This is a genomic window from Hydrogenophaga sp. IBVHS2 (genome assembly GCF_002127215.1).
In the GTDB taxonomy this organism is placed as follows: domain Bacteria; phylum Pseudomonadota; class Gammaproteobacteria; order Burkholderiales; family Burkholderiaceae_C; genus Hydrogenophaga.
Window position 1 is genome coordinate 83,101 of record NZ_NFUT01000007.1, and the last position, 25,546, is coordinate 108,646.

General features: G+C 69.1%; 24 protein-coding genes and 1 pseudogene. 17 read left to right on the top strand and 8 right to left on the bottom strand.

The window, feature by feature from the left end; translation table 11 throughout:
* Nucleotides 1-1,947 (bottom strand): long-chain fatty acid--CoA ligase, encoded by a 1,947-nt coding sequence (locus CAP38_RS14975; RefSeq protein WP_086122237.1) that lies wholly within the window; start codon nucleotides 1,945-1,947, stop codon nucleotides 1-3.
* 146 nt (nucleotides 1,948-2,093) lie between these two features.
* Here CAP38_RS14975 and CAP38_RS14980 point away from each other — a divergent pair, with 146 nt between their 5' ends.
* From CAP38_RS14980 to CAP38_RS15585, 8 genes are all read left to right on the top strand, one after another.
* Nucleotides 2,094-2,849 carry a Crp/Fnr family transcriptional regulator gene (locus CAP38_RS14980; RefSeq protein WP_086122238.1) on the top strand — a complete coding sequence of 252 codons (756 nt, stop codon included), beginning with the start codon at nucleotides 2,094-2,096 and terminating at the stop codon, nucleotides 2,847-2,849.
* A 7-nt stretch (nucleotides 2,850-2,856) separates the two neighbouring features.
* Nucleotides 2,857-3,753, top strand: coding sequence for a pseudouridine synthase (locus CAP38_RS14985; protein ID WP_086122239.1), 897 nt, complete (start codon nucleotides 2,857-2,859; stop codon nucleotides 3,751-3,753).
* Nucleotides 3,754-3,833: 80 nt separating this feature from the next.
* Nucleotides 3,834-5,708, top strand: coding sequence for a molecular chaperone HtpG (htpG, locus tag CAP38_RS14990; protein ID WP_086122240.1), 1,875 nt, complete (start codon nucleotides 3,834-3,836; stop codon nucleotides 5,706-5,708).
* A 176-nt stretch (nucleotides 5,709-5,884) separates the two neighbouring features.
* Entirely contained in the window at nucleotides 5,885-7,288 is a 1,404-nt protein-coding gene (locus CAP38_RS14995) for a class I SAM-dependent methyltransferase (RefSeq protein WP_256924474.1), read from the top strand.
* The gene (locus CAP38_RS15000; protein WP_086122241.1) at nucleotides 7,288-8,625 is read left to right on the top strand and encodes a sensor histidine kinase; all 1,338 of its coding nucleotides are present in this window, start codon (nucleotides 7,288-7,290) and stop codon (nucleotides 8,623-8,625) included. The genes CAP38_RS14995 and CAP38_RS15000 overlap by 1 nt, the downstream gene beginning before the upstream one ends.
* A gap of 8 nt (nucleotides 8,626-8,633) precedes the next feature.
* On the top strand, nucleotides 8,634-9,800 hold the full coding sequence (locus CAP38_RS15005) for a hybrid sensor histidine kinase/response regulator (protein ID WP_256924475.1): 1,167 nt from the start codon (nucleotides 8,634-8,636) through the stop codon (nucleotides 9,798-9,800).
* A 16-nt stretch (nucleotides 9,801-9,816) separates the two neighbouring features.
* On the top strand, nucleotides 9,817-10,758 hold the full coding sequence (locus CAP38_RS15010) for a response regulator (protein WP_086122243.1): 942 nt from the start codon (nucleotides 9,817-9,819) through the stop codon (nucleotides 10,756-10,758).
* 81 nt (nucleotides 10,759-10,839) lie between these two features.
* On the top strand, nucleotides 10,840-11,193 hold the full coding sequence (locus tag CAP38_RS15585) for a hypothetical protein (RefSeq protein WP_086122244.1): 354 nt from the start codon (nucleotides 10,840-10,842) through the stop codon (nucleotides 11,191-11,193).
* A 9-nt stretch (nucleotides 11,194-11,202) separates the two neighbouring features.
* On the opposite strand, the gene CAP38_RS15020 is transcribed toward CAP38_RS15585, so the two are convergent.
* The 3 genes from CAP38_RS15020 to CAP38_RS15030 all read right to left on the bottom strand — a co-directional run bounded on the left by CAP38_RS15020 (nucleotide 11,203) and on the right by CAP38_RS15030 (nucleotide 13,268).
* Nucleotides 11,203-11,631 (bottom strand): organic hydroperoxide resistance protein, encoded by a 429-nt coding sequence (locus tag CAP38_RS15020; protein ID WP_086122245.1) that lies wholly within the window; start codon nucleotides 11,629-11,631, stop codon nucleotides 11,203-11,205.
* A 64-nt stretch (nucleotides 11,632-11,695) separates the two neighbouring features.
* Nucleotides 11,696-12,154, bottom strand: a complete 459-nt coding sequence (locus tag CAP38_RS15025) for a MarR family winged helix-turn-helix transcriptional regulator (protein WP_086122246.1) — start codon at nucleotides 12,152-12,154, stop codon at nucleotides 11,696-11,698.
* Nucleotides 12,155-12,233: 79 nt separating this feature from the next.
* A complete protein-coding gene (locus tag CAP38_RS15030) occupies nucleotides 12,234-13,268 on the bottom strand; it encodes a serine/threonine protein kinase (protein ID WP_086122247.1) in 1,035 nt (344 codons plus the stop codon).
* Between the two features lie 38 nt (nucleotides 13,269-13,306).
* On the opposite strand from CAP38_RS15030, the gene CAP38_RS15035 reads away from it, so the two are divergent.
* The 4 genes from CAP38_RS15035 (at nucleotide 13,307) to CAP38_RS15050 (ending at nucleotide 17,081) form a co-directional block, all read left to right on the top strand.
* Complete coding sequence (locus CAP38_RS15035; protein WP_086122248.1) at nucleotides 13,307-14,206, top strand: SAM-dependent methyltransferase; 900 nt, start codon at nucleotides 13,307-13,309, stop codon at nucleotides 14,204-14,206.
* A 135-nt stretch (nucleotides 14,207-14,341) separates the two neighbouring features.
* Nucleotides 14,342-15,526 carry a cation:proton antiporter gene (locus tag CAP38_RS15040; protein WP_218776586.1) on the top strand — a complete coding sequence of 395 codons (1,185 nt, stop codon included), beginning with the start codon at nucleotides 14,342-14,344 and terminating at the stop codon, nucleotides 15,524-15,526.
* Between the two features lie 3 nt (nucleotides 15,527-15,529).
* Nucleotides 15,530-16,663, top strand: a complete 1,134-nt coding sequence (locus CAP38_RS15045; protein WP_086122250.1) for a YbdK family carboxylate-amine ligase — start codon at nucleotides 15,530-15,532, stop codon at nucleotides 16,661-16,663.
* Between the two features lie 160 nt (nucleotides 16,664-16,823).
* Nucleotides 16,824-17,081 (top strand): hypothetical protein, encoded by a 258-nt coding sequence (locus CAP38_RS15050; RefSeq protein WP_143435844.1) that lies wholly within the window; start codon nucleotides 16,824-16,826, stop codon nucleotides 17,079-17,081.
* Nucleotides 17,082-17,096: 15 nt separating this feature from the next.
* Here the strand turns inward: CAP38_RS15050 and CAP38_RS15055 are convergent, their stop codons facing one another.
* Complete coding sequence (locus CAP38_RS15055; RefSeq protein ID WP_086122252.1) at nucleotides 17,097-17,933, bottom strand: ABC transporter permease; 837 nt, start codon at nucleotides 17,931-17,933, stop codon at nucleotides 17,097-17,099.
* Entirely contained in the window at nucleotides 17,930-18,865 is a 936-nt protein-coding gene (locus tag CAP38_RS15060; RefSeq protein ID WP_086122253.1) for an ATP-binding cassette domain-containing protein, read from the bottom strand. The genes CAP38_RS15055 and CAP38_RS15060 overlap by 4 nt, the downstream gene beginning before the upstream one ends.
* 48 nt (nucleotides 18,866-18,913) lie before the next feature.
* Between CAP38_RS15060 and asd the strand changes: the two genes are divergently transcribed.
* The 5 genes from asd to CAP38_RS15085 all read left to right on the top strand — a co-directional run bounded on the left by asd (nucleotide 18,914) and on the right by CAP38_RS15085 (nucleotide 23,058).
* Nucleotides 18,914-19,792 (top strand): archaetidylserine decarboxylase, encoded by an 879-nt coding sequence (asd, locus tag CAP38_RS15065; protein ID WP_218776587.1) that lies wholly within the window; start codon nucleotides 18,914-18,916, stop codon nucleotides 19,790-19,792.
* A 36-nt stretch (nucleotides 19,793-19,828) separates the two neighbouring features.
* Nucleotides 19,829-21,031 carry a formate-dependent phosphoribosylglycinamide formyltransferase gene (gene purT / locus CAP38_RS15070; protein ID WP_086122254.1) on the top strand — a complete coding sequence of 401 codons (1,203 nt, stop codon included), beginning with the start codon at nucleotides 19,829-19,831 and terminating at the stop codon, nucleotides 21,029-21,031.
* A 135-nt stretch (nucleotides 21,032-21,166) separates the two neighbouring features.
* A complete protein-coding gene (locus tag CAP38_RS15075; RefSeq protein WP_086122255.1) occupies nucleotides 21,167-21,709 on the top strand; it encodes a DUF3455 domain-containing protein in 543 nt (180 codons plus the stop codon).
* 48 nt (nucleotides 21,710-21,757) lie between these two features.
* Nucleotides 21,758-22,354 carry a sigma-70 family RNA polymerase sigma factor gene (locus CAP38_RS15080; protein WP_086122267.1) on the top strand — a complete coding sequence of 199 codons (597 nt, stop codon included), beginning with the start codon at nucleotides 21,758-21,760 and terminating at the stop codon, nucleotides 22,352-22,354.
* The gene (locus CAP38_RS15085; RefSeq protein WP_086122256.1) at nucleotides 22,351-23,058 is read left to right on the top strand and encodes an anti-sigma factor domain-containing protein; all 708 of its coding nucleotides are present in this window, start codon (nucleotides 22,351-22,353) and stop codon (nucleotides 23,056-23,058) included. The genes CAP38_RS15080 and CAP38_RS15085 overlap by 4 nt, the downstream gene beginning before the upstream one ends.
* A gap of 3 nt (nucleotides 23,059-23,061) precedes the next feature.
* On the opposite strand, the gene CAP38_RS15090 is transcribed toward CAP38_RS15085, so the two are convergent.
* Together CAP38_RS15090 and CAP38_RS15095 are read right to left on the bottom strand one after the other, a co-directional pair.
* Nucleotides 23,062-25,338, bottom strand: coding sequence for a xanthine dehydrogenase family protein molybdopterin-binding subunit (locus CAP38_RS15090; protein WP_086122257.1), 2,277 nt, complete (start codon nucleotides 25,336-25,338; stop codon nucleotides 23,062-23,064).
* Nucleotides 25,339-25,358: 20 nt separating this feature from the next.
* Nucleotides 25,359-25,546 (bottom strand): annotated as a pseudogene (locus CAP38_RS15095) (AMP nucleosidase); the annotation flags it as partial.

Sequence of the window (25,546 nt, forward strand, 5' to 3'; positions counted from 1 at the left end):
TCAGGCTGCGGCCTTGACGGGAGCGAAGGTCTTGGCGTCGGCCAGCTTGAGCGTGGCGCTCACGCTGCCGGTGCGGCCGTCCTCGAACTTCACCTGGGTTTCGATGTACTGCTCGCTCTTGCCGCCGTAGAGGGCGTCCACCAGCACGCCGTAGCGGTCGCCGATGAAGCCGCGGCGGACCTTGTTGGTGCGGGTGAGCTCGCCGTCGTCGGCGTCGAGCTCCTTGTGCAGCACCAGGAAGCGGCTGATCTGGCTGCCGGCCAGCAGCTCGTCGCGCGAGAGGTCGGCATTGACCTTCTCCACGCAGTCGCGGATGAGCTCGTACACCTCGGGCTTCTGGGCCAGGTCGGTGTAGCCGGCGTAGCTCAGGTTGCGGCGCTCGGCCCAGTTGCCCACGGCGTCGAAGTCGATGTTGACCATGACGCAGACCTTCTCGCGCTTGTCGCCGAAGGCCACCGCCTCCTTGATGAACGAGAAGAACTTGAGCTTGTTCTCCACGTACTTGGGCGCGAACATGGCGCCGTCGAACGGGCCGCCCATGAGCCGGCCGACGTCCTTGACGCGGTCGATGATCTTCAGGTGGCCCGAGGCGTCGATGAAGCCGGCATCGCTGGTGTGGTACCAGCCGTCGGCGGTGAGCACTTCCTCGGTGGCCTTGGGGTTCTTGTAGTAGCCCTTGAGCAGGCCGGGCGACTTCACCAGGATCTCGCCGGTCTCCGACAGCCTGATCTCCACGCCTTCGCAGGGCACGCCCACGGTGTCGGCGCGGGCCTCGTGGTCGGGCTGCAGGCAGACGAACACGGCGGTCTCGGTGGAGCCGTAGAGCTGCTTGAGGTTGATGCCGATGGAGCGGTAGAAGCTGAACAGGTCGGGGCCGATGGCCTCGCCGGCGGTGTAGGCCACGCGCACCCGGCTCATGCCCAGGTTGTTGCGCAGCGGGCCATACACCAGCCAGTCACCCAGCCGATAGGCCAGCCGGTCGGCCAGGCCCACGCTCTTGCCGTCCATGAGGGCCGGACCCACGCGCCGGGCCACGTCCATGAAGTGGTGGAACATGCGGCGCTTGAGGCTGCCGGCGTCTTCCATGCGGATCATCACGCTGGTCAGCAGGCCCTCGAACACCCGGGGCGGCGCGAAGTAGTAGGTGGGGCCGACCTCCTTCATGTCGATGGTGACCGTGCCGCCGGATTCCGGGCAGTTCACCACATAGCCCGCCACCAGCCACTGGGCGTAGCTGAAGATGTTCTGGCCGATCCAGGCCGGCGGCATGTAGGCCAGCACCTCGTCGGCCGGGGTCAGGCGGTCGAAGCGGGCGCCGACGTCGGCCCGGTCGATGAGCGTGCGGTGGGTGTGCACCACGCCCTTGGGCTGGCCGGTGGTGCCGCTGGTGAAGAACATGGCGGCCACGTCGTCCGGCCGGCCTTGTTCCACCTCCTGGGCGAAGCGCTGCGGGTGCTCGCCCGCATGGGCCTGGCCGGCGGCCACCAGCGCGTCCAGGCTCTGCAGGCCAGGCTCGTCGTAGTTGCGCAGGCCGCGCGGGTCGTCAAAAAAGATGTGGCCGAGCTGCGGGCACTGCTCGCGGATCTCGAGCATCTTGTCGACCTGTTCCTGGTCTTCCACCACCACGAAGCGCACCTCGGCGTTGTTGATGGGGAACACGCACTCGGCCGCCACCGCGTCCTGGTAGAGCGGCACCGGAATGGCGCCCAGCGACTGGGCGGCCAGCATGGAGGCATACAGGCGCGGCCGGTTGGCGCCGATCACCACCAGGTGTTCACCGCGCCGCAGGCCGGCCTGGTGCAGGCCGCAGGCCAGCGCCTCGACCAGCCGGGCGAGGTCGGCCCAGGTGGTGGTCTGCCAGATGCCGTAGGCCTTCTCGCGCAGGGCGGGCGCGTCGGGGCGGCGCTGCGCGTGCTCCAGCATCAGCCGGGGGAAGGTGGTTTCCATCGAATGTCTCCTGTGGCCGGCCGACGCCGGCATTTGTCCCTCGTGGGACATGTGGGCGCATGGTAGGCGGGTGTTTGACGTCATGTTGTCGGTCCGACGACAATTTCGGGTCTACCCTGCCTGGGACTTTCCCTAGAACGCACGACATGACCGCTTTCACCGCCCGCCGCTCCGCCGCCGTGCTGCGCGACTCGGCCCGCCAGGCCACGCCGGACGAGCTGCGCGAGATTCCCTGGCTGCACCGCCTCACCGATGCCGAGCGCGAACGCGCCCTGGACGCGCTGGTGGTGGGCGAGGCCGAGCCGGGCGACTACATCTGCCGCATCGGCCGGCCGGTGACCTACTGGTTCGGGCTGGTGGACGGCCTGCTCAAGATGAGCAACGACGAGTCCCAGGGGCCGGCCATCACCTTCACCGGCGTGGCCCCCGGCGGCTGGTTCGGCGAGGGCACGGTGCTCAAGCACGAGCAGTACCGCTACAACATCCAGGCCCTGCGCCGCAGCCGGGTGGCGGGGCTGCCGGTGGCCACCTTCGACTGGCTGATCGACCACTCGCTGGGCTTCAACCGCTTCGTCATGCTGCAGCTCAATGAACGCCTGGGCCAGTTCATTGCGGCGCGCGAGATCGACCGCCTGAACAACCCCGACCTGCGCGTGGCCCGCAACCTGGCCGCCCTGTTCCACCCGCTGCTCTCGCCCAGCGTGGGCGGCTCGCTGCGCATCACCCAGCAGGAACTGGCCTACCTGGTGGGCCTGTCGCGTCAGCGCACCAACGAGGCCCTGTCCACCCTGGAGCGGCTGGGCTGGATCCGGGTGGAGTACGGCGGCGTGAAGGTGCTGGACCTGCAGGCCCTGCGCAGCGGGCAGATCGAGCCGCCGGCACCCGGCGCATCTCTGGGATGATCGCCCGATGACCGACCGATCCCGCCCTCCGCCGAAACCCGGCACCTTGCGGTTGCAGCCCGCCCCGACCCGGGTGCGCGCCGCCGCCCGGCCCGCCCCGCCGGCCCAGACCCCCGCACGCCCCGACGGACTGATGCGCCTGAACAAGCTGCTGGCCGAGCGCGGCCTGTGCTCGCGCCGCGAGGCCGACGCCTGGATCGAGCAGGGCTGGGTGAAGGTGGACGGCGCACCGGCCGTCATCGGCCAGCCGGTGCGGGTGGATGCGGACATCGACATCGACCCGCGCGCTCGCCAGCAGCAGGGCAGCCAGGTGACGGTGATCCTGCACAAGCCGGTGGGCTACGTGAGCGGCCAGCCCGAAGACGGCCACGAGGCCGCCGTGACCCTGGTGCAGGCCCGCAACCGCTGGCGCGACGACCGCAGCCCGCGCCGTTTCGACGGGGCCCAGCTGCGCGGCCTGGCGCCGGCCGGGCGCCTGGACATCGATTCCACCGGCATCCTGGTGCTGACCCAGGACGGCCGCGTGGCCCGCCAGCTCATCGGCGAGGACAGCGGCATCCAGAAGGAGTACCTGGTGCGGGTGCAGTGGGCGCCCAACGGCCCGCAGGGCGCCGGTGCGGTGGCGCAGGACGTGCAGTCGGTGCTGCCGCGCGAGCGTCTGGCCCTGCTGCGCCACGGGCTGAGCCTGGACGGCCAGCGCCTCAAGCCGGCCGAGGTCACCTGGCAGAACCCGGAGCAGCTGCGCTTCGTGCTGACCGAGGGCAAGAAGCGCCAGATCCGCCGCATGTGCGAGGCCGTGGGCCTGCATGTGGTGGGCCTCAAGCGGGTGCGCATCGGCCGGGTGGTGCTGGGCCAGCTGCCGGTGGGGCAGTGGCGCTACCTGGGGCCGGACGAGCAGTTCTGAGCCCGATCACACCTCCCCTTGAAACCCCGACCGGCCGGCCCCATCTCCCGGCCGGTTTCTTTTTCTCTTCCCCATCGACCATGAGCAAACAGACCCACTCCTTCCAGGCCGAAGTCGCCCAGCTGCTGCACCTCGTCACCCACTCGCTGTACTCCAACCCGGACATCTTCCTGCGCGAGCTGGTGTCCAACGCCTCGGACGCCTGCGACAAGCTGCGCTTCGAGTCGCTGGCCCACCCGGACTGGCTGGAAGAAGCGCCCGAGCTGCAGGTGCAGGTGGCCTTCGACCGCGAGGCCCGCACCATCACCATCACCGACAACGGCATCGGCATGAGCGCGCAGGAGGCCATCGACCACCTGGGCACCATTGCCAAGAGCGGCACCCGCGATTTCATGAGCCGGCTCAGCGGCGACCAGAAATCGCAGGCCTCGGAGACCGGCCAGCTCATCGGGCAGTTCGGCGTGGGCTTCTATTCGGGCTTCATCGTCGCCGACCGCATCGTGGTGGAAAGCCGCCGCGCCGGTCTGAGCCCGGCCGAGGGCGTGCGCTGGACCAGCGGCGGCAGCGGCGACTTCGAGGTCGAGGCCATCGAGCGCGGTGCGCGCGGCACCAGCGTCATCCTGCACCTGCGCGAGGACAAGACCGAATACCTCAACCACTGGAAGCTCAAGTCCATCATCGCCCGGTACTCCGACCACATCAGCCTGCCGGTGCGCATGCAGAAGGAGGAGTGGGACAGCGAGAAGAGCGAGTACGTGCTCAAGGACGAGTGGGAAACCGTGAACTCGGCCAATGCCCTGTGGAGCCGAGCCAAAAAGGACATCAGCGACGAGCAGTACACCGAGTTCTACAAGACCATCAGCCACGACACCGAAGCGCCGCTGGCCTGGAGCCACAACCGGGTGGAGGGCAGCACCGAATACACCCAGCTGCTCTACATCCCGGCCAAGGCCCCGCACGACCTCTGGAACCGCGACCGCAAGGCCGGCATCAAGCTGTACGTCAAGCGCGTGTTCATCATGGACGAGGCCGAGAGCCTCATGCCCGCCTACCTGCGCTGGGTCAAGGGCGTGGTGGATTCGAGCGACCTGCCGCTCAACGTCAGCCGCGAACTGCTGCAGGAAAGCCGCGACGTCAAGGCCATCCGCGACGGCAACACCCGCCGTGTGCTCTCGCTGCTGGACGATCTGGCCAAGGACGCCGACAAGTACGAGGGCTTCTACCGGGCCTTCGGTGCCGTGCTCAAGGAAGGCCTGGGCGAGGACTTTGCCAACCGCGAGAAGATCGCGAAGCTGCTGCGTTTTGCCAGCAGCAACCAGGAGGGCATCACCTCCCTGGCCGACTACAAGGCCCGCATGAAGGAGGGCCAGAAGGCCATCTACTTTATTACCGCCGACACCGAGGCCGCCGCCCGCCACAGCCCGCAGCTCGAGGTGTTCCGCAAAAAGGGCATCGAAGTCCTGCTGATGACCGACCGGGTGGACGAGTGGGCCCTGTCCTTCCTGCCCGAGTTCGACGGCACGCCGCTGCAGAGCGTGGCCAAGGGCGCCGTCGACCTGGGCGACCTGCAGGACGAGGCCGAAAAGAAGGCCGCCGAGGAAGCCGCCGAACACTTCAAGCCGGTGCTGGAGAAGCTGCGCGAAAGCCTCAAGGACAAGGCCCGCGACGTGCGCGTCACCTCGCGCCTGGTCGACTCGCCCGCCTGCCTGGTGGTGGAAGACGGCGAGTACTCCACCCAGCTGGCCCGCCTGCTCAAGCAGGCCGGCCAGCAGGCCCCGGAGATCAAGCCCATTCTGGAAGTGAACGCCGGCCACGCCCTGGTGAAGAAGCTGGAGGGCTCCGCCCACTTCGACGACCTGGCCCACATCCTGTTCGACCAGGCCCTGCTGGCCGAGGGTGGATTGCCGGAAGACCCGGCGGGGTATGTGAAGCGGGTGAACGCGTTGCTGGTGTGACGCGATTGCGGTGAGCACGGTCTGCCGAGCGCCAGCACCCCGGTGCTGGTCCGGCCCGACGGGGGCGGCGTTGCGAAGTCAGGCAGCAGGTTTGGCTGCATGGGTCTTCATCGCCGAATACACTCGCCCGGCCGATCTCTCGCTTCATCGAACCGAACCACCGCAAGACGAACACCGTGTATCTACAGCACCCCTTCGAACCGGTCGTCACATTTCGCAACAGCCAGGGCGAGGCCGCGCGCGGCACCATCACCAGCCTGCAGCGCCGCTCTCTTGTGATGGAGGTCTACAACCCGTACTCGATCGTCCAGGTCAGTGAAGTGCTCAGCGACCTGACCATCCGGTCGGGCACCCACACCATCTACAAGGGCAAGGCCGTGGTCGTCAGCCTCATGAACACCGGCCTGATGGCGGTGGTGTCGGTGGCGCTGATCGACGAATGGTCCGAACTGGGGGTCTACGGCGCCGGTCAGGCCCGCATCGGTGACGAGGCCCGCCAGTTCGTGGACGGCTGGATGGAGCGGTTCCGCATCAGCGAGGGCTACATGGTGGCGGTCGGCAAGATCCGCGCCTTCCTGGCCGAGGTGGCGCGCTGGACCGATCAGGCCGATCTGTCCAGCGCCCTGCCCCGAGCCGAGGGGGGCAGCCTGCGGTCGGACGTGTTCATGGAACTCGCCACGCCGGTCATCACGGCGGCGGCCGATTACTTTGCCGACCTCGAGTGCGAAATTGCCTCGGTCATCGATGTCGATCAGGACGGCAGCCGCCGTTTCGCCCAGAACGCCATCCATCCGCTGATCCTGCGGGCGCCCTTCGTGTACCGGACCTTTGCCAAGCCGCTGGGGTACGCGGGGGACTACGAAATGGTCAACCAGATCCTGTCGGATGTGCAGCAGGGCCCGTCCACCTATTTCCAGATCATCAATGCGCTGTTCCTGGCCTCACCGGTGGCCGAGGCGCACCGCAACCGGATCGACATCCTGGAACGGTCCATGGCGCGGGCGGCCGAGGAAGCGGCAGCGGCGGGCCGTGTGCATTCGGTCCTGAACATCGGGTGTGGCCCCGCCCAGGAGATCGAACGCTTCATACGGGCCGGCAAGAACCTGGACCGGCTGCGGTTCAGGCTGATCGACTTCAGCCAGGAGACGCTCGACTACACCCGGGATCGGTTGAACAAGGCGATGAGCGATGTCGGTCAGCGGGTGGACATCGAGTTCCACCAGGACTCGGTCCACAACCTGCTCAAGCGGGCCAGCAAGGAGACCCAGGACCCCGCCCAGGCCAGCTTCGACTTCGTGTACTGCGCCGGGCTGTTCGACTACCTGTCCGACAAGGTCTGTGCCCGGTTGCTGGAATACCTCAAGGCCCGGACCCGGCCCGGCGGGCGCATCCTGGTGACCAATGTGCATTCCAGCAACCGCCAGCGCGGCGTCATGGAGCACCTGCTGGAGTGGCACCTGATCTACCGTGACGAGGCCGGCATGGTGGCCATCCTGCCGTCGCCCCGGCAACCCGAGCAGATCTACACCGATCCGACCGGGGTCAATGTGTTCGCGGAATTCCTCACGCCGGAGCATTGATGCCCGCCGATCTCCGCTCCGCCGGCCCGCTGCGTCTGCAGGACGACGTGCTCGACGTCCGGCTGCGCTTCAGCAAGATCGGTGCGTTCATATCGGCCTCCCTCATCGTTCTGGGGTTCGGGCTGGATCTGGCCACCTATCCGGATCGTGTGGGCGAATTCTTCGTGCTGCGGCTGATCACGGCCACCCTCACCCTGTTGATCATGGCCGCGCTCATGACGCAGGTGGGTCGGCACCAGGTGCAGTGGCTCACCCTGGCCTGGCTGGTGCTGCCGCAGATCATGATCTCCTGGATGATCTTCCAGACCGATGGCGTGTCCTCCATCTACTTCGTCGGCCTGCAGCTGGCCCTGTTCGGCGTGGGCCTGCTGGTGCCGATCAGCTATCTGGAGAGCATGGCCTTCGGCCTGTTCACCATCGCCGTGTACTTCGTGGCCTGTTACCTGCACCCCTCCGGCCTGGGGGACGGTCAGGAGTTCGTGGCCCACTCGATCTTCACCGCGTTTGCGGCCATCATTTCCACCGGCTGCACCTACTTCAACGAACTCAGCCGGGTCAAGCTGTTCCGGTTGCGTGAGCAGGTCGATGCGCAGAACCTCGAACTGGTCGAGATCAACAGGGCCCTGGCCGAAGTCAAAGGCCAGCTGCTGCAGCGCGAGAAGATGGCCGCCATCGGCACCCTCTCGGCCGGTCTGATGCACGAGGTCAACAACCCGGTCAACTACAGCCTCATGGCCATCAACATGGGCCTGTCGCTGCCGGCGGCCGACCAGGACCCGATGCTCAAGGAAAGCCTGATCGATGCCCGCGAAGGCATGCAGCGGGTGCAGAACATCGTCACCGATCTCAAGACCTTCGCGTACCAGAAGCCCGGCACCGACAGCCAGCGCATCTTCCTGATGGAGAAGGCGATCCGCTCGGCACAGCGTCTGGCCGGCTTCGAGCTCAAGGGCATCGAGGTGGTGGTGGACCTGCCCCCCGATACCCACGTGACGGGTGACGAACCGGCGCTCATCGGGGTGCTCATCAACCTGTTCAGCAACGCGGCCAAGGCGGTGCATGCGGCCGCACGGTCGGCGCCGCGCATCGAGGTGAAGGCGGAGCACCGCAACGACCGCCTGTGGGTGCGGGTGCGCGACAACGGCCAGGGCATAGCGCCCGAGAACATCGACCGGGTCTTCGAGCCTTTCTTCACCACCCGGGACGTCGGCTCCGGCCTCGGGCTGGGCCTGAGCATCAGCTACGGCATCATCCAGCGGCACGGCGGCGTGCTGTCGGTGGCCAGTGAATTCGGCGCCTGGACCGAGTTCAGCTTCGATCTGCCGAGGCCCGCATGAGCGATCGCATGCCCCTCGATCCGGTTCGTCCCATGGTGCTGATGGTCGACGACGAAGCCCAGGCCTGCAAATGGTTCCAGCGGGTCTATGGCGACGAATTCGAGGTCCACACGGCCCTGGGTGTCGATCAGGCGCTGGCCTGTCTGGCCGGTCCGTGTGCCGAGGCGGCGGTGCTGCTGACCGACTACCGAATGCCCGGTCGCCACGGGGTCGATCTGCTGCGCGAAGCCAGCCGGCTGCACCCGGCGGTGATCCGGGTGCTGGTCTCGGCCTATGCCGACAAGGACGTGGCCATGCAGGCGGTGAACCACGGTCATGTCGAATTCATCCTGGAGAAGCCGCTGGACGAGGGCCTGACCCGTCAGGCCCTGCGCGATGCGGTGTCGCTCTTCACGGCGCGTCGCCTGGAGCGTGAGCAGCTGGATCATCGGTCGGCCATGCTGCGCGACACCCTGGGCCTGCTGGCCCACGAAGTCACCACGCCCCTGGCCACGGTGCAGGGGTATCTCTCGGCCCTGCAGGACCGGCACGCCGAAAGCCCCGACCCCTCGCAGGCCGAGGCCCGCATCGCACAAGGCCGCCCCGGCGACGTGCGGGCCATGCTGGAGGCGGCGCGCCAGCGCACCCGGTACGCACAGTCCCTGGTGAGCCGTTTCGTGCAGTCGGCCAGCGAGGCCCATGCCGCCCATGCCGTGCCGCAGCCGGCCGCGTCGGCGCTGGTGCGTTCGGTGTGCGAGCACTTCCCCTACCACCCCGGCGAGGCCGACTGGGTGCGCATCGACGATGGCCATGACTTCGGGCTTCCCGGCCGCCATGACCTGGTGTTTCTGGTGGTGTCGACCCTGCTGAAGAACGCGCTGCAGGCGCTGCGCGAGGCCCGTACCCCGTCGCCGCAGGTCCGCCTGCGGCTGCTGCCCATGCCCGGTCCGCAGGGCGGTCACGCCTGGCACGCCATCCAGGTGGTCGACAACGGTCCCGGCATCGCCGGCGATGTCCTGCATCGGCTCACCCTGGAGCCGCTCACCACCCGCTCCGACCGGGGCGGGCATGGCATGGGGCTGGTGTTCTGCCGCCGTGTCATGACCTCGCTGGGCGGTGCCGTGACGGTGGCATCCACCCCGGGCGAGGGCACGGCGGTCACCCTTTGTTTTCCATTGACTGGTTCCAGCGCATAGGAGGCGCCCTGCTGCCATGAAAATTCTGTATGTCGATGACGAGGCGATGGCGCTGAAGTATTTCGAGCGGCTGGTCAGTCCGCTGGCGCCGGTCATCACGGCCACCTCGGTCGAAGAAGGCCGCGAGATGCTGCGCCTGCACGGGGCCGAGATCGGCGTGCTGGTGAGCGACCAGCGCATGCCCGGCGAACGCGGCAACGAGCTGCTGAGCTACGCCCGCGAACACCACCCGGGCATCGTGCGCATGCTGACCACCGCGTATTCCGAACTGGGGGAGGCCATCGAGGCCATCAACTCCGGCGAGATCTACCGCTACATCAGCAAGCCCTGGGCGCTGGAGAGCCTGCGTGCCGACCTCAAGAATGCGCTGGAGCTGGCCGAGCTGCGGCGCGAGCGCGACGGTCTGATGCGTGAAAAGATGCTGGCCCATCAGGGCCAGCTCATGGGCAGTCGCTTGTGCCAGCTGCTGGGCGTGGCATCGGTGATCCGGTCCGACCGGGCCGAGGCGGCCCTGCATGCCTGGGCCACCGGCGCGATGGCGGTGAACGCGCCGTCACCCGAGGTCGACTGGCGCCGCTGGGACCATGCCGACCTGCTGCAGGCCGAAGCCCGGCGGGTGGTGCAGGCGGCCCAGGGCATGACCCACTGGCTGAATGCCTGGAACGGTGCCTCGGCCGACCCGCTGGCCGTGCTGGCACAGGCGTGGCAGGTGCCGATGGCGGGCGATGCCATCGTGCTGGATCGCGCCGAGCCCATCAGCCGGCTGCTGCACGGTCCGGCCGGCAGCGAGGTCACCACCGCCGACGCGGCCTGGCTGGCCTGGTTGCTGTGGCAGGGCGGTGGCGCGCGGGTGCAGGCCGACGGGACGGGCTGGCGCATCGTGCGGTCCGAGCCGGCAGCCCGGCCGGCCGACTGGCTGGCGGCCACCATCGAACGGTTCGGTCCGTTGCCGGACTGAATCCGTCGGGGAACCCTCCCAGCCCCGGTCCGGTCACAATGGGCAGATCCGCCTTCGCCGCGGATTCCACCGGAGAACGCCATGAGTCTGCTGCCCGACACCTTTGTCCGCCCATCCGCCCTGCGCTGTGCCACGGCCACCCTGGCCCTGGGTGTCGGCCTGCTGCTGGCGGGCTGCAACACGGTGGGCGTGGGCGTGGGTGTGCCCATCGGCCCGGTGACCATCGGTGTGGGGGCCAGCAACAACGGCGTGAGCCTGGGTGTGGGCACCGGCGTGGGCCCGGTGGGCGTGGGGGTGGGGGTCAACCAGCGCGGGCAGGTGAGTGCCGGTGCCGGTGTGGGCGTCAGCGCCCCGGTGGGCGACAGCAAGGCCCGGGTGGGGGTGGGGGTCGGGACCAGCACCGTGATCCACGACCCCGACGCGCCGTCGCGCTGATCCGCCCGATCAGGCGATCGTCAGCGTCACCGGGATGTTGCCCCGGGTGGCGTTGGAGTACGGGCAGACCTGGTGCGCGGTGTCGACCAGGTCCTGGGCCACGGCACGGTCCATGCCCGGCAGGCTGATGGTCATGCGCACGGCGATGCCGAAACCCTGCGGGATGGGGCCGATGTCGACCTCGGCCGAAATGGTGGCCTCCGCCGGCACCGCGATCTTCTTGAGGCCGGCCACGTGCTTCATGGCGCCCATGAAGCAGGCCGAGTAGCCGGCGGCAAACAGCTGTTCCGGGTTGGTGGCCGTGCCGGCACCCCCCATGGCCTTGGGCGGGCTCAGCTTGACGTCGAGCAGGCCGTCGTCGCTGCGCGAGCTGCCTTCGCGGCCACCGGTGGTGGTGGCGCGGGCGGTGTAGATGACTTTGTCGAGCGTGGTGGGCATGGTGATCTCCGGATCGAAAGGCCTGCGGGCAGGCGGGGGGTGAAACAGGGGGCGGCGACGGCGCTCAGTGGCCGATGGCCTGGTGCAGCCGGTCGCGCAGGGTCTGCACCTGGCGGGTGAGGGCCAGCACCTCACCGACCTGGCACTGGCTGGCGTCGAGCACGCAGCCGGGCACGCTGGCGGCTTTCCGGCGCAGGACACGGCCGGCATCGGTCAGCCAGACCAGCACCCGGCGCTCGTCCTGGGCGTCGCGCTGGCGCAGCACCAGGTCGGCGCTTTCCAGCCGCTTGAGCAGGGGTGTGACGGTGCCCGAATCGAGGAACAGGCGTTCGCCCAGCTCGCTCACGGTCAGGCCGTCGTTCTCCCACAGGGCCAGCATGGCCAGGTATTGCGGGTAGGTCAGACCCAGGGGCTCGAGCAGGGGCTTGTAGAGCTTGGTCATGGCCAGCGACGCGGAGTACAGCGCAAAGCAGAGCTGGTGGTCCAGGCGCAGGGCATCGGTGGATCGGAGTGCGGTGGGCATGGGGCAAATTATGACGAACAATTGAATTGCGTGCAATACAAATCGGCGGACCCGTTGGTCCGTCAGCCGCGCGCTGGCCTCAGACGTTGAGGGGGGGCTCCTGCATGGCCTCGATCTGCTCCACCAGCATGTCCACCTGGCCTTGCCAGTAGTCGCGGCTGCCGAACCAGGGGAAGTTGATGGGGAAGGCCGGATCGTCCCAGCGGCGCGCGATCCAGGCGCTGTAATGCACCAGCCGCAGCGTGCGCAGCGGCTCGATCAGGGCCAGCTCGCGGCGGTCGAAGGACCGGAACTGTTCGTAGCCCTCCAGCAGGGCCGAGAGCTGCTGGGTCTGCTGGCGGCGGTCGCCGCTGAGCAGCATCCACAGGTCCTGCACCGCCGGGCCGCTGCGCGCATCGTCCAGATCCACGAAATGCGGACCGGCCCCGGGTTCGCCCTCCGGCGTCCAGAGCACGTTGCCGGGGTGGCAGTCGCCGTGTAGCCGGACCGTGCTCATGGCCGGAGTCGCCTGCGTGTCGGCGCGCAGCACGGCATGGCCTTCGATGATCTGCAGCGCCTCATCCAGGGTGCGCGACCACGCGGTGCGCACCTCGGGCGCGACGGCGTCGTGCCCCAGCAGCCAGTCGCGCGGTTCGTGCGCGAAGGTGCCGGCGTGCAGGCCCGGTCGATGCGCGAACGCACGCGCAGCGCCCACGGTGTGGATGCGGGCCAGGAAGCGGCCGATCCATTCCAGCACCTCGAAGTCGTCGAGTTCGGGCCGGCGGCCTCCCCGCCGAGGGCTGACCGAAAAATGGAAGTCGCCGTGGCGGTGCAGGGTGCCCCCCTGCAGTGGCAGGGGCGGCACCACCGGCACCTCGGCCTCGGCCAGGTCCTGTGCGAAGGCATGCTCCTCCAGCAACTGCGCCTCGGTCCAGCGCTCGGGCCGGTAGAACTTGACCACCACCTGCCGGTGGCCCAGCACCGGCTCGTCCAGGTGCGCCTGATAGACGCGGTTCTCGAAGCTGTTGAGGCTCTGCAGACGGCCATCGGGCTGCAGGCCGACGGCCCACAGAGCGTCCATGACGACATCCGGCGTGAGCGCGTTGTAGGGGTGGTCGGGGGTGGCGTGGTCCATGGCGGATTGTCGCCGGGTGTGTGGGCTACCATCGACCGATGCCCCGCCGCGACCGATCCAGCCCCCGCTCCCCTGCACCCGCCGCCTCGCCCGAAGCCCTGCTGCGCCAGCAGCTGCCCGAGCTGCGTCCGGGGCAATCCATCGGTCTGTTGCAGGAGTTGCACATCCTCACGCGCGACGGCCGCCTCAACCAGGACACCCGGCGCAAGCTCAAGCAGGTCCATCACCTGGTGCAGTTCATCGAGCCGCTGCTGCAGCAGGTGCATGCGGTCCAGGGCCGCGTGACCATGGCGGACTTCGGGGCCGGCAAGTCGTACCTCGGCTTCATCCTGTACGACCTGGTGCTCCAGGCCTTGTCCGAGGGGCGGGTGATCGGTGTCGAGGTGCGCGCCGAGCTGGTGGAGCGGTCGCGCGAACTGGCCCGGCGTCTGGGATTCGAGCGCATGGACTTCGTGGCCACCACGGTGCAGGAAGCCTTTGCCCACCCCGACCTGCCCGAGCGCATCGACGTGGTGACCGCGCTGCACGCCTGCGACACCGCCACCGACGACGCCATCGCCTTTGGCCTGGCCCGCCACGCACAGGCCATGGTGCTGGTGCCCTGCTGCCAGGCCGAGGTGGCCGCCACCATGCGCCGGCACAAGGCGCTGAACCTGCGGCGCACCGCCCTGGCCGAACTGTGGCGGCATCCGCTGCACACGCGCGAGTTCGGCAGCCAGATCACCAATGTGCTGCGCTGCCTGCAGCTCGAAGCCCATGGCTTCGAAGTGACGGTGACCGAGCTCGTGGGCTGGGAACATTCCATGAAAAACGAACTCATCCTGGCACGTAGAATGACCGACGACCGAGCTGGCGGCCGCGAACGCGCCCGCCAGCGGTTGCTGCAGGTGCTCGACGAGTTCGGCCTGCAAGCCCTCCAGGCCCGTTTCGCGGCCTGAACGCGCGGTGGCCCCAGCGGCCGCCTGTCTGTTGAACCGCCAGCCCCCGCCGAGGGGCTGACCCGCCTTGCGTCCCTGGCCTCCCGCCCCGTGTCGGAGGCTGTGGCCCAGGCACCTCACAGGAGCTCCGCCGTGGTGAACAACATCGCCTTTCTGCTGCAAGCCATCGCCTGGCCACTGGTGCTGCTGATCGCCTGGTTCCTGGGCGAGCTGGCGCACGAGCGCTGGCGCGTGCCCCGGGTCAGCACGTATGTGGCCGTGGGTCTGCTGGGGGGCCTGGTGAACCTGCCGGGCCTGACCACCGACATCCAGGGCCTGCCCTTCCTGGCCAACGTGGCGCTCTCGCTGGTGCTGTTCGAGCTGGGCTACCGCATCAACCTGCGCTGGTTCCGCCACAACCCCTGGGTGCTGGCGCTGGGCGTGGTGGAGTCGGCCATCACCTTCGGCGCCATCTACGTCGTCACCGGCTTCTTCGCTCTGCCGGAAGACCAGCGCCTGATCATCGCGGCGCTGTCGGTGTCGGCCTCGCCCGCCGGCGTGGTGCGGGTGGCCAACGAACTGCGCAGCGCCGGTCAGGTGACCGAGCGGGTGCTGCACCTGTGCGCCATCAACTGCCTGATGGCGGTGGCCGCGCTCAAGCTGGTCATCGGCTACTGGTACCTCAGCACCTCGGGCGATCTGGTGCTGGCGGCTTTCGGCAGCATCCATGTGCTGCTCACCTCGGTGGCGGTGGGCGGCCTGCTGGGTGTGGCCGTGCCCTGGCTGCTGCGCCTGCGCAGCACCCCCGAGCGGGGCGTGACCGTGGTGTTTGCCCTGTCGGTGCTGCTGCTCACCACCGCGGCCTTCGGCTTCCGCCTCTCGCCCCTGCTGGCGGCGCTGAGCTTCGGCATCGTGGCGCGCGAGCGCCGCGTGCACCTGACCAATGCCCAGCGCGACTTCGGCACCGCCGGCGATCTGCTGTCGGTGTTCCTGTTCGTCTACATCGCCTCGCTGCTGGAGTGGGCGACCGTGGGCGCCGGCCTGCTGCTGGGCCTGACCCTGATCGCGGTGCGCGGGGCGTCCAAGGCGGTCTGCAATGTGGCGGCCGCGCGGCTGTCGGGCATCACCGAACGCAAGGGCCTGCTGACCGGTCTGGCGCTCACGCCCATGTCGGCCTTTGCCATCCTGCTGCTCGATCAGTCCCGCCTGTACGGCTTCGAGCCGGCGGCGCAGGTGCTGGCAGCGATCGCCGCCATGATGCTGCTGCAGGAGCTGCTGGGTCCGGTGGTGACCCAGCGCGCCCTGATGGCGGCGCAGGAAACCCATGTGACCAAGGAGTGACGCATGCCGCTGGAAACCTTCAAGGCCTCCGATTCGCTGACCCTGGGTGTGGAGCTGGAGCTGCAGCTGGTCAACAGCTACGACTACGACCTCTCCAGCAGCGCCAACGACCTGCTCGAACTCCTGCGCCGCAAGCCCTTTCCCGGTGTGGTCACGCCCGAGATGACGCAGAGCATGATCGAGATCGCCACCGACGTGCAGCGCGAGCACGGGCCGCTGCTGGCCCAGCTGCAGGCCATCCGCGACACCCTGGTGCAGGCCGGTGACCGGCTCAACATCGAACTGGCAGGCGGCGGCACGCACCCCTTCCAGCGCTGGTTCGAGCAGCGCATCTTCTCCAAGCCGCGCTTCCAGGAGCTCTCGGGCCTCTACGGGTACCTGGCCAAGCAGTTCACCGTGTTCGGCCAGCATGTGCACGTGGGCTGCAGCTCGCCGGACGAGGCGCTGTTCCTGCTGCATTCGCTCAACCGCTATGTGCCGCACTTCATTGCGCTCTCGGCCTCGTCGCCGTTCTCGCAGGGGGTGGACACGCTGTTCGACTCGGCCCGGCTGAACTCGGTGTTTGCCTTTCCGCTGTCGGGCCGCGCGCCCTTCGTGCTGAAGTGGGACGAGTTCGCCAACGTCTACTTCACCAAGATGGAGAGCACCGGGGTGGTGAAGTCGATGAAGGACTTCTACTGGGACATCCGGCCCAAGCCGGAGTACGGCACCATCGAGCTGCGGGTGTGCGACACGCCGCTGACGGTGGAGCGTGCCGCCGCGCTGGCCTGCTACCTGCAGGCACTCTGTCGCCACCTGCTGGAGCGCAACGAGCCGCCGCCGGAAGAGGACGATTACCTCGTCTACACCTACAACCGCTTCCAGGCCTGCCGCTTCGGCCTGGACGGGATGATGGTCAACCCCAAGACCCGCGAGCAGATCAGCATCCGCGAGGACGTGCTGGCCACCCTGCGCAAGATCGCGCCGCACGCACAGAGCCTGGGGTCGATGGCCGCCATCGACGAGATCGAGCGCACCGCCGCGCGGGCCGGCAACCACGCCAGCTTCCTGCGCCAGCGTTACCAGCAGAGCGGCAGCGTGCAGTCGGTGGTGCGTTCGGCGGTCGAGGCCCTGCGGCATGGCGCCGGCCTGCCGTGACCGACGTCACGCCGGGCGTGTAGGTGGATCGGAAGGGCTGTCAGGCAACTTCCTACAAGGCGAATGGCAAGGCGCCGACTTAACCGCTTGAAACAGGATCGATACAGTTTGTTTCATCGACAACGGACTTGTCACCATGCCACACACCCAGGAACCCGCCATGAAAACCACCGCCACCCGCCTCAATCCCTTCGTGCTGATGCTCGACCCGGAAACCGTCATCAATGCCATGGAGGCCAGCGTCGATCTGCGCCAGCTGCGCGGCCGTGTCTGCCGCCCGCTGGACAAGCCGCTGATCCCCAAGCTGTTCGACAGCGCCCGCGACTTCGACGCCCAGATCGACAGCGAAGCCTTCATGGACAGCGGCATCGAGCTCTACGCCGATGCCCAGCCCGCCGTCCAGCAGCGCATGCACTGATCCCGGGCAACCGGGTCAGCGGGCGAAACGCTTGCGGGTCAGCGCCAGCGCGATCCAGAAAGCGACCACCGCATAGCCGACCAGCACCGCCAGGTGCAGCCAGGGGCGATCGGGCCACTGGTTCATGAACAGGGGCCGCACCAGGTCCACCGCGTGCGACAGCGGCAGCCACTGCGCCACCGACTGCACGAAGCCCGGCAGCTGTTCCCGGGGGAAGAAGACGCCCGAGAGGAACATCATCGGGGTCAGGAACAGCGTGAAGTAGTAGGTGAAGAAGTCATAGCCCTTGGCCAGGGCATTGAACACCAGGGCAATGCACGAGAAGGTGATGCCCACCAGCCACAGCACCGGCCAGGCCATCAGCAGCAGGGGCGAGTGCGAGATGCCCAGGCCCAGCATCACGCCCAGGATGGCGGTCACGGTGAACAGCGACTTGAAGGATGCCCACAGCATCTCGGCCAGCACCACATCGTCCAGCGCCACCGGCGCATTCATGATGCCGTCCCAGGTCTTCTGCACATGCATGCGCGAGAAGGCCGAGTACAGCGCCTCGAAGGTGGCGGCGTTCATGGCGCTCATGCAGATGCTGCCGCTGGCCAGGAACAGGATGTAGGGGACCGCCAGCTGCCCCTCGGGCGTCATGACCTTGACCTCGCCCACCAGGGCGCCCATGCCGTAGCCGAAGGCCACCAGCCACATCAGCGGCTCGGCGATGTTGCCCACCAGGCTGGGCACAGCCAGCTTGCGCCAGACCAGCAGGTTGCGCTGGAACACCGGCCACCAGCGCAGCGAGAGGCGGGGGCGTGACCAGTGCGACGCTGCATTCGGGGTGTTGAGGGTGCGGGTGTTCATGCGTCCTCCCGGATCTGGCGACCGGTGAGCTTGAGGAAAAGGTCTTCCAGGTTGGCCGGACGGTGCAGCGTGCGCAGGGCCGGGTGGTGGCCCAGGGCCTGCAGCAGCGGCGCGGCCTGCTCGGTGTAGAAGAACACGGTCTCGCCGCTGATCTCCACCCGGGCGGCCAGGGCGCGCAGGCCGGCATGGGCATCGGCCTGGGCCAGATCGAGCGCGCCGGGGCCGTACACCTCCACCACGTCGGGCTCCAGGTGCTGCGCGATCAGTTCGCGGGGCTTGCCCTCGGCGATCTTGCGGCCGTGGTCGAGCACCAGCAGGCGGCTGCACAGGCGCTCGGCCTCGTCCATGAAGTGGGTGGTCAGCAGGATGCTCTTGCCCTGCTGCAGCAGCAGCTGCAGGCGCTCCCACATGAGGTGGCGGGCCTGCGGGTCCAGGCCGGTGGTGGGCTCGTCGAGCATCAGCAGCTGCGGGTCGTTGACCAGGGCCCGGGCCAGCGACAGGCGCCGCTTCATGCCGCCCGAGAGCTCGCCCGGCTTGGCACCGGCCTTGTGCGAGAGGGCGGCAAATTCGAGCAGCTGCGGCACGCGGGCGCGGATGTCGCGGTCCTTCAGTCCGAAGTAGCGGCCGTACACCAGCAGGTTCTCGGCGCAGGTGAAGTCGGGGTCCAGCGTGTCCATCTGGCTCACCACGCCCAGCCGGGCCTTGATGGCCAGCGCGTCGCGCGGCATGTCCAGTCCGAAGGCGTCGATGCGGCCGCCGTCGGGGGCGGTCTGGCCCAGGCACATGCGGATGGTGGTGGTCTTGCCGGCGCCGTTCGGCCCGATCACGCCCAGGCACTCGCCGGGCTGGATGTCGAAACTCAGGTCGTTGACCACCGTGGCGTCGCCGTAGCGCTTGACCAGGTGCTGGACCGAAAACAGGGGTTGAAGCATCCCGGGATTGTGCCTGCCCACCCTGCCGGGGCAGGGGTGCCACCTACAATGCGCCCCGTGTCCACACCCCTATCCGTCACCCTGCAGCACTGGCTGCCCCAGCGCGCCCTGACCGAACTGGCCGGGCGTATCGCCCGTGCCCAGGCCGGCGCCATCACCCACGCCATGATCCGCCGCTTCGTGCGGCGCTATCAGGTCAACATGAATGAGGCGGCCAACCCGGACATAACGTCCTACGCCAGCTTCAACGACTTCTTCACCCGCGCGCTCAAGCCGGGTGCCCGGCCGCTGGCCGACGCCGGCTTCGTCTGTCCGGTGGACGGCGCCATCAGCCAGTTCGGTCCGATCGCGGGCGACCAGATCTTCCAGGCCAAGGGCCACCTCTACAGCACCCGCGCCCTGGTGGGCGGCGACGCCGAGCTGGCCGCGCCGTTCGACAACGGCTCGTTTGCCACCATCTACCTCAGCCCGCGCGACTACCACCGCATCCACATGCCGGTGGCCGGCCGGCTGCGCCGCATGATCCATGTGCCGGGCGACCTGTACTCGGTCAACCCGGCCACGGCGCGCGGCGTGCCCGGTCTGTTTGCCCGCAACGAGCGGGTGGTGTGCGTGTTCGACATGCCGCACAAGGGCGGCACCGTGCCCTTCGTGCTGGTGCTGGTGGGTGCCACCATCGTCGGCAGCATGGCCACCACCTGGCACGGCGTGGTCAACCCGCCGCGCCCGGGCGCGGTGCGCGAGTGGCGCTACGACGACCAGGACATCCGGCTGGACCGTGGCGCCGAGATGGGCCGCTTCCTGCTGGGTTCCACCGTGGTCATGCTGTGGCCGCACGACGTGATCGCCTTCAATCCGCACTGGGCGCCCGGTGCGCCGGTGCGGCTGGGCGAGGCCATGGGCGAAACCACGCGCGACATGGCCTGACCCTCCCACCTTTCCAACGCCTTCAAGGATTCCGCCATGACCACCCTCGGCACGCCCCTGTCTCCCTCCGCCACCAAGGTGATGCTGCTCGGCTCCGGCGAGCTCGGCAAGGAGGTGCTGATCGCGCTGCAGCGCCTGGGGGTGGAGACGATTGCGGTCGACCGTTACGAGAACGCGCCCGGCCACCAGGTGGCCCACCGCGCGCACACGATCGCCATGAGCGACCCGGCCCAGCTCAAGGCCCTGATCGAATCGGAGCGGCCGCACCTGGTGGTGCCCGAGATCGAGGCCATTGCCACCCCGGCCCTGCAGGAGCTTGAAGCCGCCGGCGTGGTCACGGTGATCCCCACCGCCCGCGCCGCCCGCCTGACCATGGACCGCGAAGGCATCCGCCGTCTGGCCGCCGAGACCCTGGGCCTGCCCACCAGCCCCTACCGGTTCTGCGATTCGCTGGCCGAGCTGCAGGCCGCCATCGACCAGGGCATCGGCTACCCCTGCATCGTCAAGCCGGTGATGAGCAGCTCGGGCAAGGGCCAGAGCAAGATCGACGGGCCGGCCGATGTGCAGAAGGCCTGGGACTACGCCATGGCCGGCGGCCGGGTCAGCCACGGCCGCGTGATCGTCGAAGGCTTCATCGATTTCGATTACGAGATCACCCAGCTCACCGTGCGCGCCAAGGGTGCCACCGGCGCCATCGAGACCCATTTCTGCGATCCCATCGGCCATGTGCAGGTGAGCGGCGACTATGTGGAGAGCTGGCAGCCGCACCCCATGAGCCCGGCCGCGCTCCAGAAAAGCCGCGACATCGCCCGCGCCGTCACCGAGAACCTGGGCGGCCAGGGCCTGTTCGGGGTGGAACTGTTCGTCAAGGGCGACCAGGTGTGGTTCAGCGAGGTCAGCCCGCGCCCGCACGACACCGGCATGGTGACCATGATCACCCAGTGGCAGAACGAGTTCGAGCTGCATGCCCGCGCCATCCTGGGTCTGCCGGTGAACACCGCGCTCAAGAGCCCGGGGGCCAGCGCCGTGATCTATGGCGGCATGGACGCCACCGGCATCGCCTTCGACGGCGTGGACGAAGCCCTGCGCGAGCCCAACACCGACATCCGCCTGTTCGGCAAGCCCGAGAGCTTTGCCAAGCGCCGCATGGGCGTGGCCCTGGCCTTCGATGCCGACGTGGAGCAGGCCCGGGTGGTGGCCAAGCGGGCGGCGGCCAAGGTGCGGCCGCGCCGCGCTTGAGCGGCTGAAACATTTTTTTGCAGCCGGGCCGCATCCGGCTGCATCCATCTGCGCTCCTGGCGAGTAATGCAGGCAGTGGCGTCGATCGATGCCGCTGCCTTCATCACCCGATCCATTCCATTCAGGAGTCACACGATGTTCATCAAGTCCGCCCTGGCCGCAGCTGCTGCCCTCACCCTGGCCGCCTGCGCTTCCACCGCCCCCGCACCGATGTTCTCGCAGGCCAGCCTGCCCGATGCCGTGAAGGTGCCGGCCGGCCACAAGGTGGTCCTGGAGACCGTGGGTGTGGGCGAGATCACCTATGAGTGCCGCGACAAGAAGGACGCCGCCGGCCAGACCGAGTGGGTGTTCGTCGGCCCCGACGCCAAGCTGCTGGACCGCGCCGGCAAGCAGGTCGGCAAGTACTACGGCCCGCCCGCCACCTGGGAAGCCAACGACGGCTCCAAGGTGACCGGTGCCCAGCTGGCCATCGCCCCGGGCGGCGCCGGCAACATCCCGCTGCAGCTGGTCAAGGCCAACCCGGCCACCGGCAACGGCGCCATGACCGGCATCACCTACATCCAGCGCGTGGCCACCGCCGGCGGCGTGGCCCCGGCCGCTCCCTGCACCCCGGCCACCAAGGGCCAGAAGCAGATCGTGCAGTACAAGTCCGACTACATCTTCTACAAGGCCATGTGATGGCCCGGGGCGGGCGCCATGGGCTCGGTTAACATGGCCGCCGCCGGGATGCTCCCCGGCGTGTCCGCCCACCGTCCCGTGACCGCCCGACCGCCCCAGACCTACGACCACAACGCCGACCTGGCCGCCTGCGCACGCGGCGACCAGGCCGCGTTGAACCGGCTCTACCAGCAGGAGAGCCGTTTCCTGCTGGGTGTGGCCCTGCGCATCGTGCGCGACCGCGCCCTGGCCGAAGACGTGCTGCACGATGCCTTCGTGGCCATCTGGACCAAGGCCGGCAGCTTCGACCCCGCCCGGGGCAACGGTCGGGGCTGGATGTGCAGCATCGTCCGTCATGGCGCGCTGGACCTGATGCGTTCCCGCCAGCGCCACGTCGACGTGGACGACGGAACCCTTGAACACCTGCAGGACGCCGAAGCCGGCGTCGCCCCCGACATGACGGATGCTTTCGCCCTGCGCGCCTCGCTGGGCCGCCTGGACGAATGCCTGGCCCGCCTGGACGTGGCCAAGCGCAACTGCGTGCTGTTCGCATACCTCGACGGCTGCACCCATGTGGAGATCGCCGAGCGCCTGCAAGCCCCGCTGGGCTCGGTCAAGGCCTGGATACGGCGCGGTGTGGCCTCGCTCAAGGAGTGTCTGGCATGACACCCGAAGCCCTCCAGCAGCTTGCGTCCGACTATGTGCTGGGCACCCTGAGTGCCAGCCGCCGCGCCGAGGTGCAGCAGCGCCTGCCGCACGATGCCGCCCTGCGTGAGGCGGTGCAGTTCTGGGAGCAGCGCCTGCAGCCGCTGACCGATCTGGTCGAGCCGGTGCAGCCCTCGCCCGAACTCTGGTCGCGCATCGAGGCCAGCGTGGCCCCGCGCCGCGCCGCCGTGCCGGCCGCACCGGTGGCCACCGGCTGGCGTGCCCTGTGGAACAACCTGGCCCTGTGGCGGGGTGTGGCGGCTGCCGGTGTGGCCGCTGCCGTCTTCCTGGCCGCCGTGCCCATGAACACCGCCGCCCCGCGCAGCCAGTACCTGGTGGTGCTGGTGGCGCCCAACAACACCGCGCCGGGCTGGGTGGTGCAGACCAGCGGCCAGCGCACCCTGCGCCTGCAGCCCTTGTCCAGCACCGAGGTGCCGCAGGAGCGCTCACTGCAGTTCTGGACCAAGGCCGACGGCTGGGCCGCACCGCTCTCGCTGGGTCTGGTGCAGCCGGGGCAGCCGCTGGAGGTGCCGCTGGACCAACTGCCGCCGCTGCAGCCCAACCAGCTGTTCGAGATCACGCTGGAGCCCTACAACGGCTCGCCCACCGGCAAGCCCACCGGGCCCATCCTCTACATCGGGCGCTCGGTCAAGCTCAACACCTGAGCTTCAGGCCAGCTGGAGCGGCAGGCTGCGCAGCCGCTGCCCGGTCAGCGCAAACACCGCATTCGCCACGGCCGGCGCCAGCGGCGGCAGGCCCGGTTCGCCCACGCCTTCGGGCGCATGGTGGCTGGGCATGATCAGCACCTCCACCGCCGGCATCTCGGTCAGCCGCAGCACCGGCTGTTCGTGAAAGTTGCCCGGCTGCACCTGGCCGTTGCGGATGTCCACCTGGCCGTACAGCGCCGCGCTCAGGCCGAAGACGATGCCGCTTTCCATCTGCTGCTTCACGCCCGCCGGGTTGACCGCAAAACCGCAGTCGATGGCGCACACCACCCGGTGCACCCGGATGCTGCGGTCGGGCCCGAGCGACACCTCGGCCACCTGGGCCACGGTCGATCCGAACGAGCGGTGCAGGGCCAGGCCCCGGGCCACCGGCGCCCCATCGGGTGCAGCGGGTGCCGGCGTGCCCCAGCCGGCCGCCCGCGCGGCGGTCTGCAGCACCTCGCGCTCGCGCGGATGGTCCTGCAGCAGCGATTCGCGCAGCGCCAGCGGGTCGGTGCCGGCGGCATGGGCCACCTCGTCCAGGAAGCATTCCTTGAAGAAGGCCTGGTGCGAATGGCCCACCGCGCGCCAGAAACCCACCGGCAGGGGCAGGTCGGCGTTCACATGGGCGATGCGGGCGGCCGGCCATTCGTAGGGCTGGTCGAAGGCGCCCTCGGACGTGGTCTTGTCCGGACCGCCGCCGGGCAGGCCGAAGATCCGGCCCAGGACCTGCGGCACGATGGCCTGGCCGGCGCTGGTGTTCTTCCAGGCCACCAGCCGGCCCGAGGCATCCAGCCCGGCACTGAAGCGGGCCACGCAGGCCGGGCGGTAGAAGTCGTGCCGCATGTCCTGCTCGCGGGTCCAGAGCGTGCGCACCGGGCGGCCCGGCACGGCCCTGGCGATGGCGGCGGCCTGGGCCACGAAATCGACGTCCAGCCGGCGGCCGAAGCCGCCGCCCAGCAAGGTCACATGCACCGTGACCGCATCGCTGTCCAGGCCCAGCGCCTGCGCGGCCGCGCGCCGGGCCAGCCCCGGCACCTGGGTGGGAGCCCACACGGTGGCGCTGCGGCCGTCCTCGGCCAGCTGCACCGTGCAGTTCATGGGTTCGAGCGTGCTGTGGGCCAGCCAGGGGGCCCGGTACTCGGCCTCGATGCGCCGGGTGGCGCTTGCCAGGGCCGCATCCACATCGCCCTCACGGTGGAAGGCAAAGCCGTCTTCCCGATCGAGCAGGCCCGCCAGGCCGGCCAGGGCGGTGTCGCTGTCGAAACCGGCCAGCGGTCCGTGGTCCCACTGCACCTGCAGCGCCTCCACCGCCTGGCGCGCCTGCCACCAGCGGGTCGCCACCACCGCCATGCCGCCGCTGCCGCCGGCCATGGGATCGAGCCGCACCACCGCCTGCACGCCGGGCAGGGCACGGGCCGGGGCCTCGTCGCAGGCCTGCACCCGGCCCAGCCGGGTCGGGCAGAACTGGATGGCGGCATGCAGCAGGCCGGGCAGCTGCACATCGATGCCGAATCGGGCGCTGCCATCGGTCTTGGCCGCGGCATCCAGCCGGGGCGTGGGCCGCCCGATCAGGCGGAACTGCTCGGGCGTCTTCAGGCGCGGGCGGCTGGGCACCGCGCGGGTGGCCGCCTCGGCGGCCAGCGCGCCATACCGCAGCGTGCGGCCATCCGGCGCCACCACCGTGCCGGCCTGGGTCCGGCAGTCGGCCGCCGTCACCCCCCACCGGCTGGCGGCGGTCTCCACCAGCATCTGCCGTGCGGCAGCGCCGGCCTGGCGCATGGGCAGCCAGAGGTCCTTCACGCTGGAGGAGCCGCCGGTCATCATCACGCCGATCTCGCGCATGGTCTTGGCGGTGAGCCACCGGGCCGCATCCACCAGCACGCCGGCGGCCTCCGGGTGGAAGGGCAGGCCGTCCACCACCGTGGCCAGGTTGTTGTAGATGCCGTCGATGCCGGAGGCCTGCACCTGCACCTGTGCCCAGTCGGCATCGAGCTCGTCGGCCAGCAGCAGGGCCAGCGAGGTGCTCACCCCCTGACCCATCTCGCTGCGGGCCAGCACCACGGTGATGCGGTCGTCCTCGCCGATCTTCACCCAGCCATTGAAGGCATGTTCACCGGCGACGACGGGCAGGGGCGTGGCGGTCTGCTGGCGCTGGCGCGGGGGCAGGGCGGTCCAGCCCAGCACCAGCGCGCCACCGGCGGCGAGGGTTCCCAGAATGAAGCGGCGGCGGGTGGTCATGGGCGGTGTCGGGAGCAGGGTTACTGGAAGGCCACCTCGGCAAAGCTGCGCAGCTTGCGGCTGTGCAGCTGGTCGACCCCGCCCTGGCGCAGCAGCTCCATGGCGCGGATGCCGATGCGCAGGTGCTGGTCGACCCGCTCGCGGTAGAAATGGTTGGCCATGCCGGGCAGCTTGATCTCGCCGTGCAGCGGCTTGTCGCTCACGCACA

Bases quoted from the DNA above. Each gene is read 5' to 3' on its own strand.
- CAP38_RS15000 (WP_086122241.1), top strand. From the start codon at position 7,288: ATGCCCGCCGATCTCCGCTCCGCCGGCCCGCTGCGTCTGCAGGACGAC.
- CAP38_RS15055 (WP_086122252.1), bottom strand. From the start codon at position 17,933: ATGAACACCCGCACCCTCAACACCCCGAATGCAGCGTCGCACTGGTCA.
- CAP38_RS15020 (WP_086122245.1), bottom strand. From the start codon at position 11,631: ATGCCCACCACGCTCGACAAAGTCATCTACACCGCCCGCGCCACCACC.
- CAP38_RS14985 (WP_086122239.1), top strand. From the start codon at position 2,857: ATGACCGACCGATCCCGCCCTCCGCCGAAACCCGGCACCTTGCGGTTG.
- CAP38_RS15085 (WP_086122256.1), top strand. From the start codon at position 22,351: ATGACACCCGAAGCCCTCCAGCAGCTTGCGTCCGACTATGTGCTGGGC.
- CAP38_RS15050 (WP_143435844.1), top strand. From the start codon at position 16,824: ATGAAAACCACCGCCACCCGCCTCAATCCCTTCGTGCTGATGCTCGAC.
- htpG (WP_086122240.1), top strand. From the start codon at position 3,834: ATGAGCAAACAGACCCACTCCTTCCAGGCCGAAGTCGCCCAGCTGCTG.
- CAP38_RS15025 (WP_086122246.1), bottom strand. From the start codon at position 12,154: ATGCCCACCGCACTCCGATCCACCGATGCCCTGCGCCTGGACCACCAG.
- purT (WP_086122254.1), top strand. From the start codon at position 19,829: ATGACCACCCTCGGCACGCCCCTGTCTCCCTCCGCCACCAAGGTGATG.
- CAP38_RS15585 (WP_086122244.1), top strand. From the start codon at position 10,840: ATGAGTCTGCTGCCCGACACCTTTGTCCGCCCATCCGCCCTGCGCTGT.
- CAP38_RS14980 (WP_086122238.1), top strand. From the start codon at position 2,094: ATGACCGCTTTCACCGCCCGCCGCTCCGCCGCCGTGCTGCGCGACTCG.
- CAP38_RS15035 (WP_086122248.1), top strand. From the start codon at position 13,307: ATGCCCCGCCGCGACCGATCCAGCCCCCGCTCCCCTGCACCCGCCGCC.
- CAP38_RS15080 (WP_086122267.1), top strand. From the start codon at position 21,758: ATGCTCCCCGGCGTGTCCGCCCACCGTCCCGTGACCGCCCGACCGCCC.
- CAP38_RS15010 (WP_086122243.1), top strand. From the start codon at position 9,817: ATGAAAATTCTGTATGTCGATGACGAGGCGATGGCGCTGAAGTATTTC.
- CAP38_RS14975 (WP_086122237.1), bottom strand. From the start codon at position 1,947: ATGGAAACCACCTTCCCCCGGCTGATGCTGGAGCACGCGCAGCGCCGC.
- CAP38_RS15045 (WP_086122250.1), top strand. From the start codon at position 15,530: ATGCCGCTGGAAACCTTCAAGGCCTCCGATTCGCTGACCCTGGGTGTG.
- CAP38_RS15030 (WP_086122247.1), bottom strand. From the start codon at position 13,268: ATGGACCACGCCACCCCCGACCACCCCTACAACGCGCTCACGCCGGAT.
- CAP38_RS15005 (WP_256924475.1), top strand. From the start codon at position 8,634: ATGCCCCTCGATCCGGTTCGTCCCATGGTGCTGATGGTCGACGACGAA.
- CAP38_RS15060 (WP_086122253.1), bottom strand. From the start codon at position 18,865: ATGCTTCAACCCCTGTTTTCGGTCCAGCACCTGGTCAAGCGCTACGGC.
- CAP38_RS15090 (WP_086122257.1), bottom strand. From the start codon at position 25,338: ATGACCACCCGCCGCCGCTTCATTCTGGGAACCCTCGCCGCCGGTGGC.
- asd (WP_218776587.1), top strand. From the start codon at position 18,914: ATGCGCCCCGTGTCCACACCCCTATCCGTCACCCTGCAGCACTGGCTG.
- CAP38_RS15075 (WP_086122255.1), top strand. From the start codon at position 21,167: ATGTTCATCAAGTCCGCCCTGGCCGCAGCTGCTGCCCTCACCCTGGCC.